10 protein-coding genes are annotated in these 18,548 nt (G+C 40.1%); 5 read left to right on the forward strand and 5 right to left on the reverse strand.

All coding sequences use genetic code 11. From position 1 onward, the window contains the following. The first annotated feature begins 114 nt into the window (after window positions 1-114). On the forward strand, window positions 115-2,166 hold the full coding sequence (locus PSPO_RS17095; protein ID WP_010559334.1) for a winged helix-turn-helix domain-containing protein: 2,052 nt from the start codon (window positions 115-117) through the stop codon (window positions 2,164-2,166). A 29-nt stretch (window positions 2,167-2,195) separates the two neighbouring features. On the opposite strand, the gene PSPO_RS17100 is transcribed toward PSPO_RS17095, so the two are convergent. The 3 genes from PSPO_RS17100 to PSPO_RS17110 all read right to left on the reverse strand — a co-directional run bounded on the left by PSPO_RS17100 (window position 2,196) and on the right by PSPO_RS17110 (window position 8,647). After that, window positions 2,196-3,581, reverse strand: a complete 1,386-nt coding sequence (locus PSPO_RS17100; protein ID WP_148665282.1) for a TonB family protein — start codon at window positions 3,579-3,581, stop codon at window positions 2,196-2,198. A 274-nt stretch (window positions 3,582-3,855) separates the two neighbouring features. Next, a complete protein-coding gene (locus PSPO_RS17105; RefSeq protein ID WP_010559332.1) occupies window positions 3,856-6,408 on the reverse strand; it encodes a TonB-dependent receptor in 2,553 nt (850 codons plus the stop codon). 1,012 nt (window positions 6,409-7,420) lie between these two features. Then, complete coding sequence (locus PSPO_RS17110) at window positions 7,421-8,647, reverse strand: threonine/serine exporter family protein (protein ID WP_010559331.1); 1,227 nt, start codon at window positions 8,645-8,647, stop codon at window positions 7,421-7,423. A gap of 348 nt (window positions 8,648-8,995) precedes the next feature. On the opposite strand from PSPO_RS17110, the gene PSPO_RS17115 reads away from it, so the two are divergent. Beyond that, a complete protein-coding gene (locus PSPO_RS17115; protein WP_084616544.1) occupies window positions 8,996-9,808 on the forward strand; it encodes a substrate-binding periplasmic protein in 813 nt (270 codons plus the stop codon). A gap of 140 nt (window positions 9,809-9,948) precedes the next feature. Continuing rightward, entirely contained in the window at window positions 9,949-10,245 is a 297-nt protein-coding gene (locus PSPO_RS17120; protein WP_010559329.1) for an antibiotic biosynthesis monooxygenase family protein, read from the forward strand. A 118-nt stretch (window positions 10,246-10,363) separates the two neighbouring features. Here the strand turns inward: PSPO_RS17120 and PSPO_RS17125 are convergent, their stop codons facing one another. Both PSPO_RS17125 and PSPO_RS17130 read right to left on the reverse strand, forming a co-directional pair. Then, window positions 10,364-12,328: a methyl-accepting chemotaxis protein gene (locus PSPO_RS17125; protein WP_010559328.1), complete on the reverse strand. Its 1,965-nt coding sequence runs from the start codon at window positions 12,326-12,328 to the stop codon at window positions 10,364-10,366. 140 nt (window positions 12,329-12,468) lie between these two features. Continuing rightward, window positions 12,469-13,701, reverse strand: a complete 1,233-nt coding sequence (locus PSPO_RS17130) for a glycosyltransferase (protein ID WP_010559327.1) — start codon at window positions 13,699-13,701, stop codon at window positions 12,469-12,471. A gap of 229 nt (window positions 13,702-13,930) precedes the next feature. On the opposite strand from PSPO_RS17130, the gene PSPO_RS17135 reads away from it, so the two are divergent. Both PSPO_RS17135 and PSPO_RS17140 read left to right on the forward strand, forming a co-directional pair. Further along, window positions 13,931-16,336, forward strand: coding sequence for an alpha/beta hydrolase family protein (locus PSPO_RS17135; RefSeq protein WP_010559326.1), 2,406 nt, complete (start codon window positions 13,931-13,933; stop codon window positions 16,334-16,336). A gap of 146 nt (window positions 16,337-16,482) precedes the next feature. Beyond that, window positions 16,483-18,423, forward strand: a complete 1,941-nt coding sequence (locus PSPO_RS17140) for a methyl-accepting chemotaxis protein (protein ID WP_010559325.1) — start codon at window positions 16,483-16,485, stop codon at window positions 18,421-18,423. Window positions 18,424-18,548 lie beyond the last annotated feature (125 nt).

Below are 18,548 nucleotides of genomic sequence, written 5' to 3' on the forward strand. Positions count from 1 at the left end.
TTTGCACTTTAAACGACTGAATTATATGAACTGCGTGTATTTACTGAGCGATTGTTAACGCTTAAAATGCAATCACCATAATACTGTTATACGTGCTATAAGGCTAGACTAATTTTGTCACTCACTTCGTTACCTAACTCATTAATTCAAATAGACAAAATTTTAGTTGATTTCAGCGCAATGCGAATTAAACGAGCGGGTACATGGCATAAGGTTGAAAGCAAGCAGCTGATATTGTTGGCGCTACTGATTGAACAACAAGGGCAGGCAATATCGCGAGATGACTTACTCGATAAAATTTGGCCAAATGTGATTGTTAGCGATAACTCGCTTAGTAAGTTGGTAACACAGTTGCGCAAAACGATCGGTGATGATCGTAACGAACAAGGTATTATTCGTACCGTACCGCGAGTAGGCTATCAGTTAATTGCTACTGCAACACAGGTTGAACAAAAAGCGTTATCGTTTAAGCAGCAAAATGTCGCGATTGTGGGGGCAATATGTTTAATGTTAGGTGGATTATTTAGCTTACTGCTTTCGCATCTGAGTAAGCCTTATGCGCTTGGCGATGATTATACCGAGCGACGCATTACTCAGCGAGGTGGTGTGGAGCAGGGCGCGTCTTTTTCAAATGATGGGCGATTTATGGTGTTTAACTATCGCGCAATTGGCAAAAGCAATACCGACTTAGCGGTGATGGACCTACAGCAACACATTTCCCATGTTATTAAAAATGCCAATTACTCTGAGCAACGCGGTGTATTTTCCCCTGATCAAAAATGGTTGGCGTATATTCGCAACGACGCGTTGCAATGCAATATTCGGGTGATATCAACGGCTAGTGCGATAGAAACATGGCGTTTATCACTCGATAGTAAATTAGCAGATTGCCCGTCTGGTTTGCATAAGATGGCATTGAGTTGGCCGCAAGATAACCTACTGATAGCTCACTTTAATCACAGTGTGGTGCGTTATTCATTAAACTTTGAACCGTTTCCTCGAGCGGTTGATAGTCCAAACGTGATTGTTGAGAATGTTGATGAATTAAGTGTGACTGATAATCAATTATTCACACTTAATACGGCGACAAATACCGTGGAAAAACGCGATTTTCATGGCAAACTTTTGACAACGCTGTCTCATGAAGAGCGCGGTATTAAAAAGCTCGCGGCCGACAATAACACGCTGTGGCTTGTATCCAACAAGTTGGCTTTTTATAAACACAATAAGCGTATTGGCGCTATGAATATTGAGGGTGGCGATATTGATGAAATCAGCATTAATAGAAAAAATGGTGATATTCTATTAAGTAAAAGCCAGTCAAATACGGGGCTATTTTCGATTTCATCCAATCGTGTTGAACAACTTGGTTCGTCAATGAATGCGGTACGTGCGCCGGTTGTATCGTACACAGGTAACAAGTACGCATTTTTAACCTTAAATAAACGCTTAAATAAGGCTGACGTTTGGCTTAGCCATGTTAATAGTGACAGTGTGCAGTTTATTACGTCGCTTTCAAATTCTAACGTGCCAGAACTGATGTCGTTTTCACCAAACGGTAATTTTTTACTTTTAGGCTATTTAGATTCCCATCTTTCGCTGATTGATTTAACAACTAAAAATAGTATTACCATGGCACAAGGGCAGTTTGACAATGTGTATTGGCAAAAAGAAGGCGATGGTGTGTTCTATGCGAAAAATGATGGCAATAGCAGCAATAATTGGTATTTTGACTTGTCTACCGGATTAGCGCAGCCGAACGCGCAAACGTTAGCATTAGATTTTATGCTTGCTAATAAAGAATACCGAACGCTTATGACAACGGGCTTTCGAAATTATGCTAATCATGTGGCTAAGTATTTAGCTGAACGTGTTTTTGACCCCTTGCTAATTGATAATATTTTACCTTCAAGCCAATTATTCACACCATCCGTCTATCGAGACGGTATTTATTTTATGGTTAAAAAAGGTGAAACCTTATTATTGTTTGATTATCAATTTGAAAGCCAAGAATATCGTGAAGTTGCAGATTTAAGTCAATTTAGTAATGCGCCAGATCATACGCTGACTATTACCAGTTCTCACGATGGTGAGATAGTACTTGTGAATCTCGTTGATAATCTCCAATCAGATTTGGTTTTAATCAGTAAAACCACTGATAATTAAGCGATGTGGTAGTAAGGTTAAATCTTAGCTTAAGGTTTAGCAGTAAGCTTTCGTTTCAGTGCTTTCATTTCACTGAGATCAATTTTTTGCGCATTGGCGTTATCAATTGCTCTGTCTAGCTGTTTTTTTGCACTTGAAATGTCATTTTGTTGATAAGAAAGTTTAGCCTTTAAGTACCAGGCTTCGGCGTTATTCGCGTTTTGTTGTAGCACAGAATCGATTTGCTGATGCAGTGTTTTGTATTCGCTTACTGAAATATTAGCTTGGCTAAGAGCCAGTCGGGTGAGCGCGGCTTTTGCAAGCAGATGGCCTTTATCACTTGCTTGGGTTAACCATAAGCGCGCTTTTTCCATATCGTAATGAACTGATTTTTTAACTAATAACTCGATGCCTAAACGGTACTGCGCCGATGCAAAACCATTTTGAGCGCTCAGTAACAGCCAGTTAAGTCCTTTTTTACGGTCTTGGGCGGTTTTATCGCCGGCAAGTAACTGTGTTGCAATACGATATTGCGCGAAGGGATAACCATTTTTTGCAGCATTTAGCATAAGATTTTGCGCTTCGCTTTCTTTTGGCCAATGGTATTTAAGCAATTTAGAGGCGTTGTGTTTATCGGTAGTAAGCCATTGTGCAATGCGGTATTGCCACAAAGCATTGCCATTCTCCGCCTGTTCAATGACTTCAGCAATGTGTTTTTGATATTCACGTTGCTGGCGCGAAAACCCTTGCTGATAACGTTTACCTTTAAATGTGGTGAAGTGATAAAGCAAACTACGACGTTTGATGGGAAGTTGCTCGCTTTGCTTAAAGCGCCAGCGTTTTAACGCCATTAGCATGGCGTTATCAAATGTTTTTTGCGGGTAGCTATCAATGATTTGCGCGTTGACCACGGATCCTGCACCGTCAATATCGTATTCAACCCATACCCATCCTTCAATACCGCGGTCGACCGCGTGTTCTGGATACACAGGATCAACATTAAATGACTTTATTGGTTGAATTAAAGTGTTAAATGTTTCGTTAAATTGGGGTGCTAATGTGTTCACATAGCGTTGATAGCTAAGTTCAGAGTCGAGTTGTTGCTTTGCTTGGTGTAAAGCGTCACTGTTTTGTGTTTGCGTGGCGATGTACTCTGCGGTGTTTTTAGCATCGGTTATTCCGAATTCGCCGGCAAGTGAAAACCATGCATATGCTTTGTTAATATCTTTTTTTAAGCCACGGCCGTGTAAATGCATAACGGCAATATTAAACATTGCATCGCTATTACCAAGTTTTGCAAGCTGTGAAAATTCATCTAAGGCTTTTTGATATTCGCCGTTGGTATAGTTAACTGACGCGCTCAATAAGTCGGCTTTCAAGCCGAAATGCATAAGCGAAAAACACAGTAACAACAATGTCGTAATTAGATAACGCAATGACAAAACCAAATATCGACTAAGGGGTTTAAACGTTTTGCAACGAAAAAACGAAAAAGTGGGTTAAGAATACGCAAACTTACTGCGGAATTGAATTGATATTTCGACTTTTTTAAGAAATTTTAATGGCTTGTAGCGCAATAATTGAAAGCAAAAAAAACAGCGAACATTACATTCGCTGTTTTGGGGGGTTCTGAAGTGTAAGAGTTTTCTAATAGGGGGCAGTCCTGTGTTAGCTCTGCGCAATTAAGCGCAGTGAAACTCTTTTTCAGAATTAAAAATTAAATCGAACACCTGCAACATAGCGACGGCCATCGGCATAAACACCGGTTAGTGCTTGTTCTACGCCTTTTTCTTGGTAGCTAAAGGTATGCTCGTCGGTTAAGTTAATGGCTTCAAATACTAATGTAATGTTCTCGGTTACGTTGTAGTTAAGATTGGCATCAATTTGTCCGTAATCGTCTACATAACCCGGCCAACCAAGACCTGTATCATAGCCTGTGCGGTAGTTGTATGAAATACGACCGTTTAGGTACTCATTTTCATAGTATGCACTTAGGTTAATCGTGTGCTCAGAGTTACCAGGAATAGTGATATCTTCACCATTTGGACCTTTCGCTTCACCATCAACATAGGTGTAGTTAGCCATTACACCTAGGCCTTGATAAATATCGTGCTGCACTGCAAGCTCTAAACCTTGAATTGTACCGCTACGACCATTTACCGGGCGATTTACCAATATACCAACACCTTCGTGAGTTTCAAGCGTTAGCTGTGAGTCTAAGAAAGATTGAATATCTTTGTGGAATAGGGCCGCTGAGAACAAACTTGCTTCATCAAAGTACCATTCAATACTTACATCAAACTGATTTGCACGATACGGGTCGATATCTGGGTTACCACCTGTACCGGTTTTAGTTTCTAGATTGTACGAAGTCGATGGTGTCATTGAGTTATAATCTGGGCGAGACATTACGCGTGCAGCTGCAAGTCGCATAATAAGGTCATCATCTAAGTCAATCGCTAAGTTAAGGCTTGGTAGTACATCAAAATAGTCTTTTGATTGCGTTTGCCAATTTTCACCAACGTAAGCGCCTGTATCTTGGTTTGTTTGTACCAAACGCACGCCTAAGTTACCGCGCAAACTATCTGCATCAATATCTGCCTTAATGTAACCAGCCAGGATTTGCTCTTCTACTTCAAAGGTACTTGCTTTTAATAAGTTGTATTGCCAACCAAGGGCATCACCTTCACGACGTACTTTGTTTGAATCAGTAATGGCGTAGTTTTTAAGTGTACCATTTGATCCTAAACCCGATAGATAATCCGACGGCATTTGGAGTGAATAATCGGCTAATGACCAGCCTAAATCGGTACGTGTTGCAGTTTGACGTTTCTCATTATAGCGACTGTGGTCGCGATATTTAGCACCAAATTTAATACTACTAAATACTGCAACATCAACTGGGCGGTTAAAGTCTACTTGTACATAATGTTCGTCGTCTTTGGCGTTATTTTGATCGTAACGTAAGAAATCAAGTGACCATTTAGTGCCATCAGCGGGATCAGCGCTATAGCTAGTTTTCATATCTTCAACGCTTGACGCATCATATGAATGCACGTAGTTACCACCCCAACCAACACTGCGGTCAGCGTGTGAACCACCTGAGCCTTTGGTATAACCTAAGTGAACTGAGGTTTGCCAAATATCACCTTGATAATCTGCTTTTAAATCGTATGACTCAGTGCTAAGTTCTGAGTTACGTACTTTGGTCTCATCAAGAATATTATTGTCATCTGGCGATAAACCGAGTGTGCCTGCAATAAGCATTTTGCCAACTTTGTCATGATCAATAATAGTCACGTCTTGATATTTTGAACCGCCGTAGCCAGGTAACCACAAGAAGTTTTGGTTTTCATTGTTAGCTTCTAATGTTGAATCAAGGGCATTAAAGGTAATGTCTAAGGCATCACTTGGACGGTATTGTATTGATGCATTGAAACCAGTGCGGACACGCTCTTGCGAAAACATGGCTGACCCACCGCCACCAGAACTATAAACATTCTTATGAACTGTACCATCTTCCATTTCAATATCGCGATGCGTCCAGCTCCATGATTCAATACCATCTCGGCGTAAATTGCGTTGCTGACGTACCACTGAGATTAGTGCACCAAAGGTTTCGTCTTCATTTTTCCATGAATATAAGCCACTTAGTTGTGGGTCAGTTTCACCTGACACTTCACTGTGTTGCGCCATTAAGCTACCAGCGATTTTATTGGCTTCTAATTCTAGTGGTTTACGGGTACGAACGATCACTGTACCACCAATAGAGCCCTCATCAATATCGGCTTCTGGTGACTTATACACTTCAAGTCCAGATACAATTTCTGAAGGAAGCATAGTGTAATTAAAACCACGACTAGCAGGGGAGTTTGTCCACCAATCGACTGAGCCTACAGCTTGGCCATTTAATAATGTTCTGTTTTGGCTTTCAGACGTACCACGAATACTAACTCGCTCACCTTCACCAAAATTACGTGAAATCGATACGCCGGTAATACGTTGAAGCGATTCTGCTACGTTTTGGTCTGGAAATTTGCCAATGTCTTCAGCGGTTACGGCATCAACAACCGAACCAGAAAAACGTTTAGTATTAAGTGATTTCACTAAGCTGCCACGGATCCCGCGGACCTGAATTACCTCAACGTCGCTTTGTTCAGCAGTGTTTTCTTCTGCAGCGTGTACATATGTTGTGCTTAAGCTCGCAGCCAATAATGCCTGACTAATAGCTAGGCTTAATTTATTCTTAGTAGATATAGCCATTGTTTCCCCTTGCGATGTAAAAACCATCAGTTGTTATGTTTTAACGGTAACTGTTTGCTTAAATCACACACCGTTAACAATTGCCCAATGCGGAATGTGTTTTAAGCTGGGGTAATAGCTACATGATTAGTTATGAATCGTATTGATTGATTGTGAATAGTTATGAATTATAAAATTAAATTTAAAATAGTTTTTAATAACAATGTGTTGTAGGTTAAGTTGTTTTTAATAAATTAAGTTTATTTAACGAAATTTGTAGAAGATTAATTGGTTCATATACTTATTCGATATTGAAATCGGATGAAACAAGGTTTTATGTGTTATTTAATCGTTAAATTTTCAGTTGCGGCTATTAAAATCCTATTGTTTAGCATGCCGCTTGGTTGGCCGTTTCAAAAAATAAACGTTGTAAGTAACAAGTTAGTTGTGTTGTTCATTAATCGCTTTTACTAAGTGGATGGTAATAAGCGCTTGATATTTTACTACCGTAAAAATGTCCCATTTAGAGCAGTAAAAATTAATCATTCGAAAGCACTAGCACCATTTTTGTGTGTGTACGGAGCCAAAGGACTATAAAATGACAAGGTATTGATTCTTGTGGTTAATTTTTGCCGCAGATGAAGGTATTTAAAAAAGGCTGAGACAGAGAGCATATATAGAATGCTGAGCGAGCGGTTGCGCGTTAGTTGTTTTACATAACCAAAGTGATAACACGATTCAAAAAACAAATAAACAGCATGGTACAACACGTTTTGATTTGAAAGAAGCTTATATTTAAAAGAAGTGATACGGCTAAGAGCAAGGCTCTCTAATTAATTGGATTTTCTTATGGTGTTGGTATTTTTTGTCAAATGAAGTCGGAGTAAAAAGCGGGCTCAGATCGTTCGAGCAATGAGTCGTTTGATCACATGATATTGGATAACGCTATATAAAGCTTGAGTGATCCGTACCATGGTTAACCAATAATGCTGGTGGAAAAAGTGAGTCGCCTAAGGTTGGCGACTCATATATATTAAAGGCTTTTCTTTGGAGGCAATGCCACGTTTGCAAATATGAGTCCGGCAACAAGAGACATAAAAATAAGAAACGTTTGTTGGCCAATACCTGTGCTTGCAATAAATTCTTGCCCCGAGATTAACGAGTTTAATCCAATGTAGGTTTTACTTCCGGGAACCAATACGATCAAACCTTGCATTGCTACAATACATGCGGGTGCATTGGCAACACGTGTAAATAAGTTACTGTAAACACCAACCGCAAATGCACCAACAAATGTGCCGAGTGCATAATCTAAATACAGAGCGCCCGCGATACTTGCACCGTACGCGACAAAGCCTGCCACAATTGACCACACTGCATGTTTCGCTTTGGTACGAAAGATAACGATTAAGCTCATACATAAAATAGCGATGGCAAGCCAAGCAGTCCATTTTGGCATTTGTGGTGGTGCAACAAAGTCGGTTTGACCAAATAGCGAAAAGCCTACTGCAATACCTAAAAATGCGCCAAAATAGAGCTTAAAGAGCAGCATTAAGGCATCCATTACGCGCGCAGTACCAGAAACTAAGTGACGTGCAGATAACTCAGCCAGGCCAAGTGTTAATGCTAAGCCCGGTATAAATACAATGATGGCGGATAATATAACCATGCGTATATTGATGCCAGGGTCGATGTAAACACTTATCGCGCACGCTAAAATGGCGGCAACAATAGAAACCACAGCTTCAAGCATATGGGCAACACGTTTCGAACGTTCTGAGCACAGCACAAACAAATAAATAACACCGCTAATTAACGTTGACCAAAGTACATCATTCCAACTTGTTCCCATGAGCATGGCAAATGCTCCGCCCGACATAACAAATGCAATACCCGTAACAAAGCGGTTGTATGGGTTAGGTAAATTCGCTATTTCATCAAGTGCGTGGTCGGCTTGTTCTAAGGTAATTGTGTAGTCAGTTAGTTTATCAACAAGTTCATCACTGCGTGCAAGCGCGCCTAGGTCTAATTCACCTGGGGCAACACGCGCCGCATGGGTATATTCGTCTTCATGGCCCTCTGTCCAGATAACAAATGTTAATGCAGTTGGTGTAATTATAAACGACGCTTTTAAGCCTAAAAATGTTGCTAAATTTTCTAGATGAGCTTCTAGTCGGTAAGCAGGTGTACCGAATTTGTGCAGCATTTTACCAAGCTTTACAATAAAGCGGCGTTTTTGCGTAAAACTAGCTGTGTTCAAGGTTTTAAATCTACATATACAGTGATGACTCGCAAATTTTATGTTTTATTTACGGTTTGTCTAGTTTTGTTTATGTTAAATATCAACAATTGTAATAAATCCGGGTCAAGATCAATAAAACATCCATCAATTTATACATATTGATAACAAAGGTAATTTATAAAATAAATTATTAATTTTATGTTAACGTTAAAGTAACATAGGTCAAAGCGCAAGGCTGATTGTTATAGAATGACGTGCTGTAATGTGTGTAACTAATTGGTTAGGTATGGCCTATTAGTATTGTTTGCCGATGTATTAATATGCAAATGGTATGGTTTGGTATGAAAAGGATATTGAGGTGTAAACGTGAACTGGATAGTCAAACTTGTCATTATAACGGTATGTTTTAGTAATCTAGTGCAGGCGTATGAGAATGTAACAGTCACTATTTATACGGAACACTTTCCGCCTTACAACTTTCGAGAGGGCGACAATATCAAAGGCATTAATCATGATATTGTTGCCCGTACATGCGAAGTCGCAGGTATAAAGTGCAAGTTTAAAATGTATCCTTGGCAGCGTGCTATGGCATTGTCATTATCAAAACGTTTTGCTGGGCTGGTTTCGACTTCCCGATTACCAGACCGCGAAGCACATTTTCAATGGGTTGGGCCATTAGTTTCAAGTCCCGCATGTTTTTACAAGTTAGCTCATCGGAGCGACATTAGCATTGAGTCAAAACAACAACTTAACCATTACACAGTGGGCTTAAACAAAGGCGATGTTTATGAACACGTGTTGCAAAATTGGGGCATGCAAGAAAACGTTAATTACGTTATTTACTCAGAAAAATTTGGCGAAGTTGACGCGTTTAAAAAAGGCAAGTTAGATTTATTTATTGCATCCGCTAATACACTTCAATACCACATAGACAGCGATAGACTCGCATTGCACGAAGTTGAACCTGTATTTGTAATAAGCGATGAGGCATTACTGGGCAACTATTTAGCGCTTAATTTGGCAATGCCGATTGAAATAGTCGAGAAACTACAAAATGCGCTGATTGAGTTAAATCAAAGTAACGAAATTCAGTTAATTAAAAAGCGTTATATTCCGACAGCCCAAAGTGTGATTTCAGAATCAGAATTATCGTTAGCTAAACGCTGTATTTATGGTTAGATTTTTTAAGTAAGATTCTCAATTTAGTAATCGTGATTTTGCTAACGTTGTAAATCTTCTTCACCTTTGTAAAATCACCTATCTAGTTTTGCACCAGAATCTGACGCAACACGTCATCGGTGTAACTTTAAGGGAATAATATGTTTAGAGTGGTATACGAATGGAAAGTGCCAGTAGCGCAGCAACAAGCATTTCAAACAATTTGGCGTACAACAACCGAAACGATTCATAGTACGGTAGAGGGCGCGCTGGGTAGTTTTATGCTGCGTTCAAGTGATGATCCTGAAAAAATACTCACAGTTGCTAAGTGGCATTCACGCCAACATTGGCAACAATTTTGGGGTAATTGTAACCCCCATCAAATGCAGAAGATGCGAGCTATAGCCGAGCGCATTTCGGTTGAAACATTTGATGAATTAGAAGATAGAAGCAAGTGATGAGTGTTACTTATCACTGATTCTAAGCCAATAAAACCAAATTGTATTAGACAAAGTGCCCAGGTTCTTAAAAGCGGATCACTTTCAAAAACTTGGGCACTTAAATTATTAATTCAGTTTAGCTAAGTTTAAATTTAGACCCGATCACATTTAATTCATCGGTGAGCGCTTTTAGCTGTAAACTGGCGTCAGCAATGAGTTCTGCGCCTGCGGCGTTTTCAAGTGCTGCATTGTTTATTGCGGTAATGCTTTGGGTTATTTCTTCAGCAGCAATACTTTGTTGCGCAGCCGCCGTTGCAATTGCTTCGGTATTTTGCGTCATCATATCCATATCAGCTAAAACATCGTGCATGGTTGCTTCACTGTTTTTGGCTTTTTCAAATGTGGTATTAGCAAGCTCGGTACTTTGCTCTATCGCAGTAACCGCAAATTGTGTATCTGATTGTAATTCGTGAATTATTTTCTCAATATTGGCCGTAGATTGCTGCGTTTTGAAGGCAAGTTGTCTAACTTCATCTGCCACCACGGCAAAGCCGCGGCCTTGTTCACCTGCGCGGGCTGCTTCAATCGCGGCGTTTAGCGCAAGTAAGTTGGTTTGCTCAGTAACGCTTTGAATCACTTCTAGCACCGAATTAATACCAATACTTTTTCGTTCGACTTGATTAATAACACTGTTAGCTTGGTTTAACGACGTTTCTAACTGTTCGATTGCACTGAGTGCCTCATGAATATCACGGTTCGCTTCTTTGCTTTTAAGGCTGGCCAGCTGTGTTTGTTCAGAGCAATCTTTTGCGTTATTTGCCACTTCTTCAATGGTAATGGTCATTTCGTGCATTGCAGCAGATACGCGTTCAATACTAACGTGTTGCTCCTCTAAGCTTGATTTGGCTTGGATGCTGGTTGAGCTTGTTTGCGACGCCATGCCCGTTAGTTGTTGGCTTGAAGAGATAATTGAACTAATAATGCTATGTAAACTTTGGTTCATTTTTTTCATTGAGTTGAGTAAACCAAAGGTGTACTGATTACCAAATTGGTGTGTTAAATCACCATCAGCGATTTTCATCGCCAATTTATGAATATCTTTTGGTTCGCCACCAATTGGTTTTAAAATTGAACGGGTAATAAGTAGCGCAGTAACAACAATACACACTAAGCTAAACAGCGAAATTATTAAAATCGATGATTTCAATGTTGCGGTTGCTGCAAAGGCCTCGGCGGCGTCAATTTCTGATATAAGTACCCAGTTTATATCGCCAAAGTTGATTGGCATATATGCCGACAAGACAGCGTTGTCATTATAATCTTGAATAATTTCGGTATTGCTGACGCCGCTCAGTCCTTTGGTTACAGCAAGGGTGCTTACGCCATTATCGGTTATATTACCAGCGAAACTCGCTTTAACGCTGCGACCAGCCGGGTCTAAAAATGAGTCAGAGCGCATGCGATGATCTTGCCCAACAATATACGACTCCCCAGTTTCACCCATACCTTCGCGTTGCTGCATTAACGTGTTTATTTTGTTGATTGATAATTGTAACGCAATCACACCTTTTATTTCGCCGTTTTGTCTAATTGGCTGTGCGATAAAAGCAGCGGGCTCATTGTTACTCGGTGCGTAGGCCGAAAAATCGATAATATTAAAGCTCTGGTTTCGCGTTGTTTTGTTAAACAGGCTTGCTAAGCCAGATTGGGCGTAAGGGCCATCAAGCAAATTTGTTTGGTAGTCTGATTCTTTAGCAACGCTGTAAAAAATATCACCATTTAGATCAATCAAGAATAAATCGTAATACTGATTGGTTTCGATAAAGCGCTTAAAGTAGTCTTGCTTTTTCTCAGCTAATTCTGCGTTTGTTACATCATCCATGTTGGTCCATGACGATGCAATTAACGATAAATCGGCTTGGCTTTGGGCAAAGTAATTACGTATTTCCGTCGCTTTGATATTTTTGATTGACGTTAATTGATTAAATGCTTGTTGTTTAAGTGCATTATTAGAAATTGTAATTGCGATAAGAGTAATAATAAACACTGGCACTAAGGCCAGTGCTAAAAACGAAAATAAAAGTTTTTGCTTAAGATTCATACGGTTTGAAACGATTTAGAGTAAAGTAAGTACAATATGTTACATTGTAATATAACTGTCATATAATGAGAATTGTTACTCTTTGTAAATGAGCAATAATGTTAAATTATTAATAATGCTCTTTTTATGTATATCGTTTTTTATTCGTCGTTATGTCGCGATTTGTTTTTTTCAGTGATCCATTGCGACATATATTTTGTGCTCGCATGCATATGATGTTTAAGCATTTGTCCGGTAAAATTATTCAAACGATGTTGTTCTAAATCATTACGTAGCGAATTGATTTTTTCAATTAAGTCGCAAGCTAGCGGTGCTTTAGCAAATTTTTCAATCAGCTTGTTATGGCACAAAGATGACTTTTGTTGCCACAGTGCACTATTCGAATATAAATTTACAGCATCAGTAACAATATTTTCAGCGTGCTCACTCACAAGGCCGGGCCAATTTTCACTGTCGAACATGCCTTCAATGCCAATTGGTGTTGTGATAGAAGGGGTTTGACACACCATGGCATCTAAAAACTTTCCTTTTATACCAGCACCAAAACGCAGTGGGCTTAACATCACTTTGGCATTTTTTACTACTTCATAGGCGTCATCGCACCAGCCTTTTACAATAAAACCGGTTTTTTCATTAGAAATAGCAGTGGCTTTTGGTGGTGGATACGAACCATAAATATGCAGTTCCGCGGTTGGAAGTTGTTTACGGATCTGTGGCCAAATCTGCTGCAAAAATAACACACTATCCCAGTTTGGTGCGTGGCGAAAATTACCTATGGTGACAAAATGCTGGCGCTCTTCAAAGCTTGGGTTTTCTGTTAACTTATCGGTATCAAACATAAAGGGCAAGTGATGCAATAAACTTGGCTCAAGCTTGTATTGTGCTTGCAACAAGTTCATTTCATAGTCTGAAATAATAAGTGATAAATCACAGCGTAAAATAGCTGCAATTTCACGCTTTGCAAGATCAGATGACCAGTCTTGTGCTGTTAATGGGCGTCCCGCTTTATGTGCTAAATGGCGTGCGTTTCTAACGCTCTGTAAATCTTCCGTATCAAGGATTTTCAATGCGTTAGGGCAGTATGTATCAACACGCCAGCCAAATTGTTCTTCCATCATAAAGCGGTCAAACATCACAATATCTGGGTCGAAAGCCGCAATATAGTCATTAAAACTGTCGCAATTTAGGGTAATTTCAGCGCTTGAAACGTGAATGTTATTAAGGTCAAACATATGCGGCGTTTTTTGCGCAGGCGAGGCAAATTCTACCTGCCAGCCTTGCCCCAAAAATGTTTGCATAATCGACAAAATATGGCTGCCTGCAGCAGATGATTTAGGCTCCGGCCACACATAACCAATAACAAGAACTTTCACGGTGTTTCTCAACAAAAATATAATCGGCGCATTTTATCGTAAATTTAACGCAATTGCTTGAGTAAGCTAATTATAATCAATAGTCTTGAAGTCGTTTTACGATTCAAATGATTGAATGGTAATCAATTAAAATAAAAAGTAAGGAAGGGAAGGCTAACGTAGGCTGCAAAATTAAGCTTATATCACTTCTCGTTTGCTTGAATAATAAAATCACTACCAAGGAACAGTAATGAAACTACTTAAATTATTGGTTGTTGCTGGTGTGTTTTGTGGTTCGTTTGCTCATGCTAATGAGCAAGATAGCTATCAAACACCAAGTATAGCATTAGCCGATTTAGTTGATGCGAAACTAGCGCCAACAACGCGATTATCGCCCGATAATCAATGGATGGCGTTTTTGGAGCGTCAACGTATTGCAACATTGCAAGAGCTTGCTAAACCAGAACTTAAACTTGCAGGCATTAAGTTAAACCCTAAAAATTTCTCGCGAGCGCGACCTCGTTCAAAGTATCTGTCTATTACGTTTAAACACTTAGAAAATGGTCAAAACTTTACGGTTAAAGGCTTGCCAGAGGGACGTATTTTATCACCGTCATGGTCTCCCGACAGTCAACATCTTGCATTTTTTATTGAGCAAGCGCATACGGCACAGTTATACCTTTTTAATATTTCAGAGCGCCGTTTGATCTCTGTTGATAACGCACCGCTTAATTCGGTGATTACATCACGCCCCTATACCTGGTTACCTAATAGTGAAGGATTATTAATTAACCTTGCCGCGAATGCTAATAACCAAGCACCGTCAGCAGAAAATGCCTCGATTGTACCCGTTATATCGCAAACAAGTGGCGAAAAAGCACCAGTACGTACATATCAAAATTTACTGCAAACACCACACGATAAGGCCCTTTTCTCGTTTTATGGCTTAGGCCAGTTAGCTAAAGTGTCGCTTAGCGGTAATGTTACAAAGTTGGCAAAGCCGGGCATTATTCGCTCTTTTGTACCTTCGCCTAACAGTGACTACATTTTGCTTGGCCAAATAGAAGCACCGTTTTCTTATTTAGTGCCTTATTCACGTTTTGCAACCAACTGGCAAGTAATTGATTCAAAAGGAAAGCCCGTTGCAAGTGTTGAAAAACAAACGCTTGCTGAAAATATTCCGCAAGGTTTTGACAGTGTAAGAACAGATCGCCGTAGTTTTTCATGGCGTGCTGATAAACCTGCAACGCTAGTATGGGCACAAGCGCAAGATAATGGCTCAATGAAAACTGACGTGCCGTTTCATGACTTCGTTTATAGTTGGAAAGCACCGTTTAACAGTGAACCAAAGCTATTTGCAAAAGTTGAGCGCCGTTTTGCTGGCATTGAATGGGCGAATGATAATGTTGCTATGTTGAGTGACTGGCGCTTTAGCGACAGAAAAATTCGCACGCAAATTATTAATCCAGAAAACCCTGACGGTCCGCGCGTACTGTTTAATGAACGCTCGTACAACGACGCGTATAACGACCCAGGCAACTTTGTTTACGAACAAACTGAGTTTGGTACGCGCGCGGTAAAAGTTGTTGGCGAGCGATACATGATGCTAACTGGTACTGGCGCATCAGACAAAGGCAATATTCCGTTTTTAGATCAGTTTGATATTAAAACAGCATCGTCAAAGCGTGTTTGGCAAAGCGAAGCGCCATACTATGAACGTGTGCGTGCGGTGCTTGATGATGCAGGTGAAAAACTGATTACACTACGTGAATCTAAAACAGAACAACCGAATTTTTACATTCGTGACTTAAAACAAAATACGCTGACGCAATTTACCGAATTTGCTCACCCTTACCCAGACTTTAAAAACATTAAAAAAGAACAAATTAGCTATACCCGTGATGATGGTGTGGCATTGAGTGGCACTTTGTATTTACCTGCAGATTACAAAGGCGGCAAAGTACCTGTGTTGATGTGGGCTTACCCGCTTGAATACAAAGATAAAGCAGTTGCATCGCAAGTACGTGATTCACCATATGAATTCACCTATATTGGATATTGGGGACCGATGCCGTATTTAGCTAAAGGCATTGCGGTATTTGATGATCCAAAAATGCCGATTGTCGGTGTTGATGGCAGTGAGCCTAATGATACTTTTAGAACGCAATTAGTGAGCAGTGCACAAGCTGCGGTTGATGCGCTGGTTGAAAAAGGCGTAGCTGATGAATCACGCATAGCCATTGCGGGTCACTCGTATGGTGCATTTATGGTAGCGAATTTGTTAGCGCACAGTGACCTATTTAAAACCGGTATTGCGCGAAGTGGCGCATATAATCGTACATTAACGCCGTTTGGTTTCCAGGGTGAAGAACGTGATTTTTGGCAGGGGCAAGCCGTGTATTCAGCAATGTCACCGTTTTTCCATGCGGAAAAAATTAATGAGCCGATGTTAATGATCCACGGTAAAGACGACCCAAATTCTGGTACTTATCCAATGCAGTCTGAGCGTATGTATAATGCGCTTAAAGGCTTAGGTAAAGAAGCAAGATTGGTAATGTTACCGTACGAAGGCCATGGCTACCGTGCAAGAGAGAGCATTTTGCATGTGCTTTGGGAGCAAGAGCAGTGGCTTGAGCAACATTTATTGAGTAAATAGACTCAATAGCGCTTAGCAAATGTAAAAATCGCCAGCATTCGTGCTGGCGATTTTTTGTTGTTATTTTAGCAATATTTCGTTTTAAAACATATAACATTGATAATTTTGGTCTATGCTTTTTATACCCAAAACCAAAATAACAATTCATGAAGCTTTCAGATATCAGCATTCGCAATGCACTTATTGCCACCATCACACTTGCACTTGTTTTAAGTACACTTTTCTCAACGCTTTTTAGCAGTAATCAATTTAATTCTGTGTTCGATGAGTTTAACGAGCAAGAATATTTTCCGGCGTTACTTGGCAAAGTAGAAGCCAGTATTCGTGCTGAACTTAATACGCCCATCGCGTTATCGAAAGCACTTGCGCAAAATGACTTTTTAATTGATTGGGCGTTAAAAGGCGAAAAAAATGATGAATGGCCCCGCATTCAACAATATTTTGCCAATGTTAAAAACACCAATGACGCAGCCGTTGTGTTTTGGGTATCGCAGCAAAGCTTAAATTACTATCAAAACGATGGCATTTTAAAAACGCTATCGGCAAGTAGTGATCGCGACAGTTGGTTTTTTCAGTTTATGCACTCGTCAAATACCCAACAAGTGGCTGTTGATGTAGACGAGCAGTCAAAACGCTTAACCGCCTTTATTAATGTAAAAGTGAACGCTAATGGGCAAGATTTAGGTCTCACTGGTTTAGGTTACGACATCAGTAAAATTATCGATATTGTAAACCAGAATAAAATTGGCAAAACAGGGTATGTATTTTTATTGCGCCCAGATGGCAAAATTGCTGCACACCCAAACCAAGCGTTTGTGGGTAAAGATTATCAAGCTATCAACAAATACTCACCATTATCAGCGCTACTGTCTCAATCAGCTTCACAGCAAACGCAATTAGAAAAAATTAAACTTGATAACGAAACCTATTTTGCAGCTACGCAAAATTTAGAAGACATCGGTTGGCAGTTGGTTGCATTGATGCCAACCAGTGAAATGAGCAGCAAAATATCCAAAGCGATGATGTTAACAATTGCTGTTAACAGCGTAATCGCGGGTGTGTTTATTGTGCTTATGGTGTGGATTGCTAATCGCGTGTCGCGCAGTATTGCAAGTATTGGTAGCAAACTGCTTGAAATGGGTAATCAAGGCGGCGATTTGACGATGCGTTTGGATGATTCACGTCAAGATGAACTCGGTGATCTTGCGCGTGGGTTTAATGCGGTTATTGCTAACAATCAAAAAATGGTGATTAAACTCAAAGACATCGAATTGCAAATGGCGCAAGACATTCAAGCCCTAGTCGATTCGTTCGACCAAGTAACGAGCCTTTCATCAAATCAAGATGCACTGAGTGAGCAAGTGGCATCGGCTATTACTGAAATGGGTACTACGGTTTCTGAGGTGTCAAACCTTGCACTTGATACTGCTAACACCAGCGAAGATGCAGTAAGTGATACGAAACAAAGTATCGAACAAATGCAGTCAAGTACATTGGCGATGAACCAGTTAACGCAGGTTATGGGCGAAGCGTATCAAAATATTCAAGAACTTGCAGGGCAGGCAGAGTCGATTAATTCAATTGTTGATGTGATTAACGCTATTTCAGAACAAACTAATTTACTCGCACTTAATGCCGCGATTGAAGCCGCGCGAGCAGGCGAACAAGGACGTGGATTTGCAGTTGTTGCTGACGAAGTAAGAACGCTTGCAAGTAAAACGCAAAGCTCGACGCAAGAAATTCGCGGGCAAATTGATCAATTCCAACGTTCAACCGAAATTGTGCTCAATGCCATGGCACAAGGCAATGAAACCACCAGTAAAGTAAGTGAAACATCGGCTCAGTCGGCAGAAATTTTAACCACGATTGACCGCAGTATTACCGCGGTAAAAGATATGAACCAGCAAATCGCTACAGCGACTGAAGAGCAAAACGTGGTGGTGCAACATATTAATGAGTCGGCAGTACAAATCGCTGATTTATCGAAGCAGTTCAACGATATAGCGGTTGCAGATCAACAACAGCTAAAACGCTTAAATCATTTAGCAAGTGAGCTGTCATCACTTATTTCAGAATTTACGGTATAAAGCAAAAATAAATGGGCTGCCCTGAAATATCGTTTGTTCAGGGTAGTGATTTTTGGCGCTTCATCTATACCAATTCATTCAATTATAAAAGGTGCATTGAGGCGATTATTGTATTAACCGCCGTT

The sequence above is a fragment of the Pseudoalteromonas spongiae UST010723-006 genome, from assembly GCF_000238255.3.
GTDB lineage: Bacteria > Pseudomonadota > Gammaproteobacteria > Enterobacterales > Alteromonadaceae > Pseudoalteromonas > Pseudoalteromonas spongiae.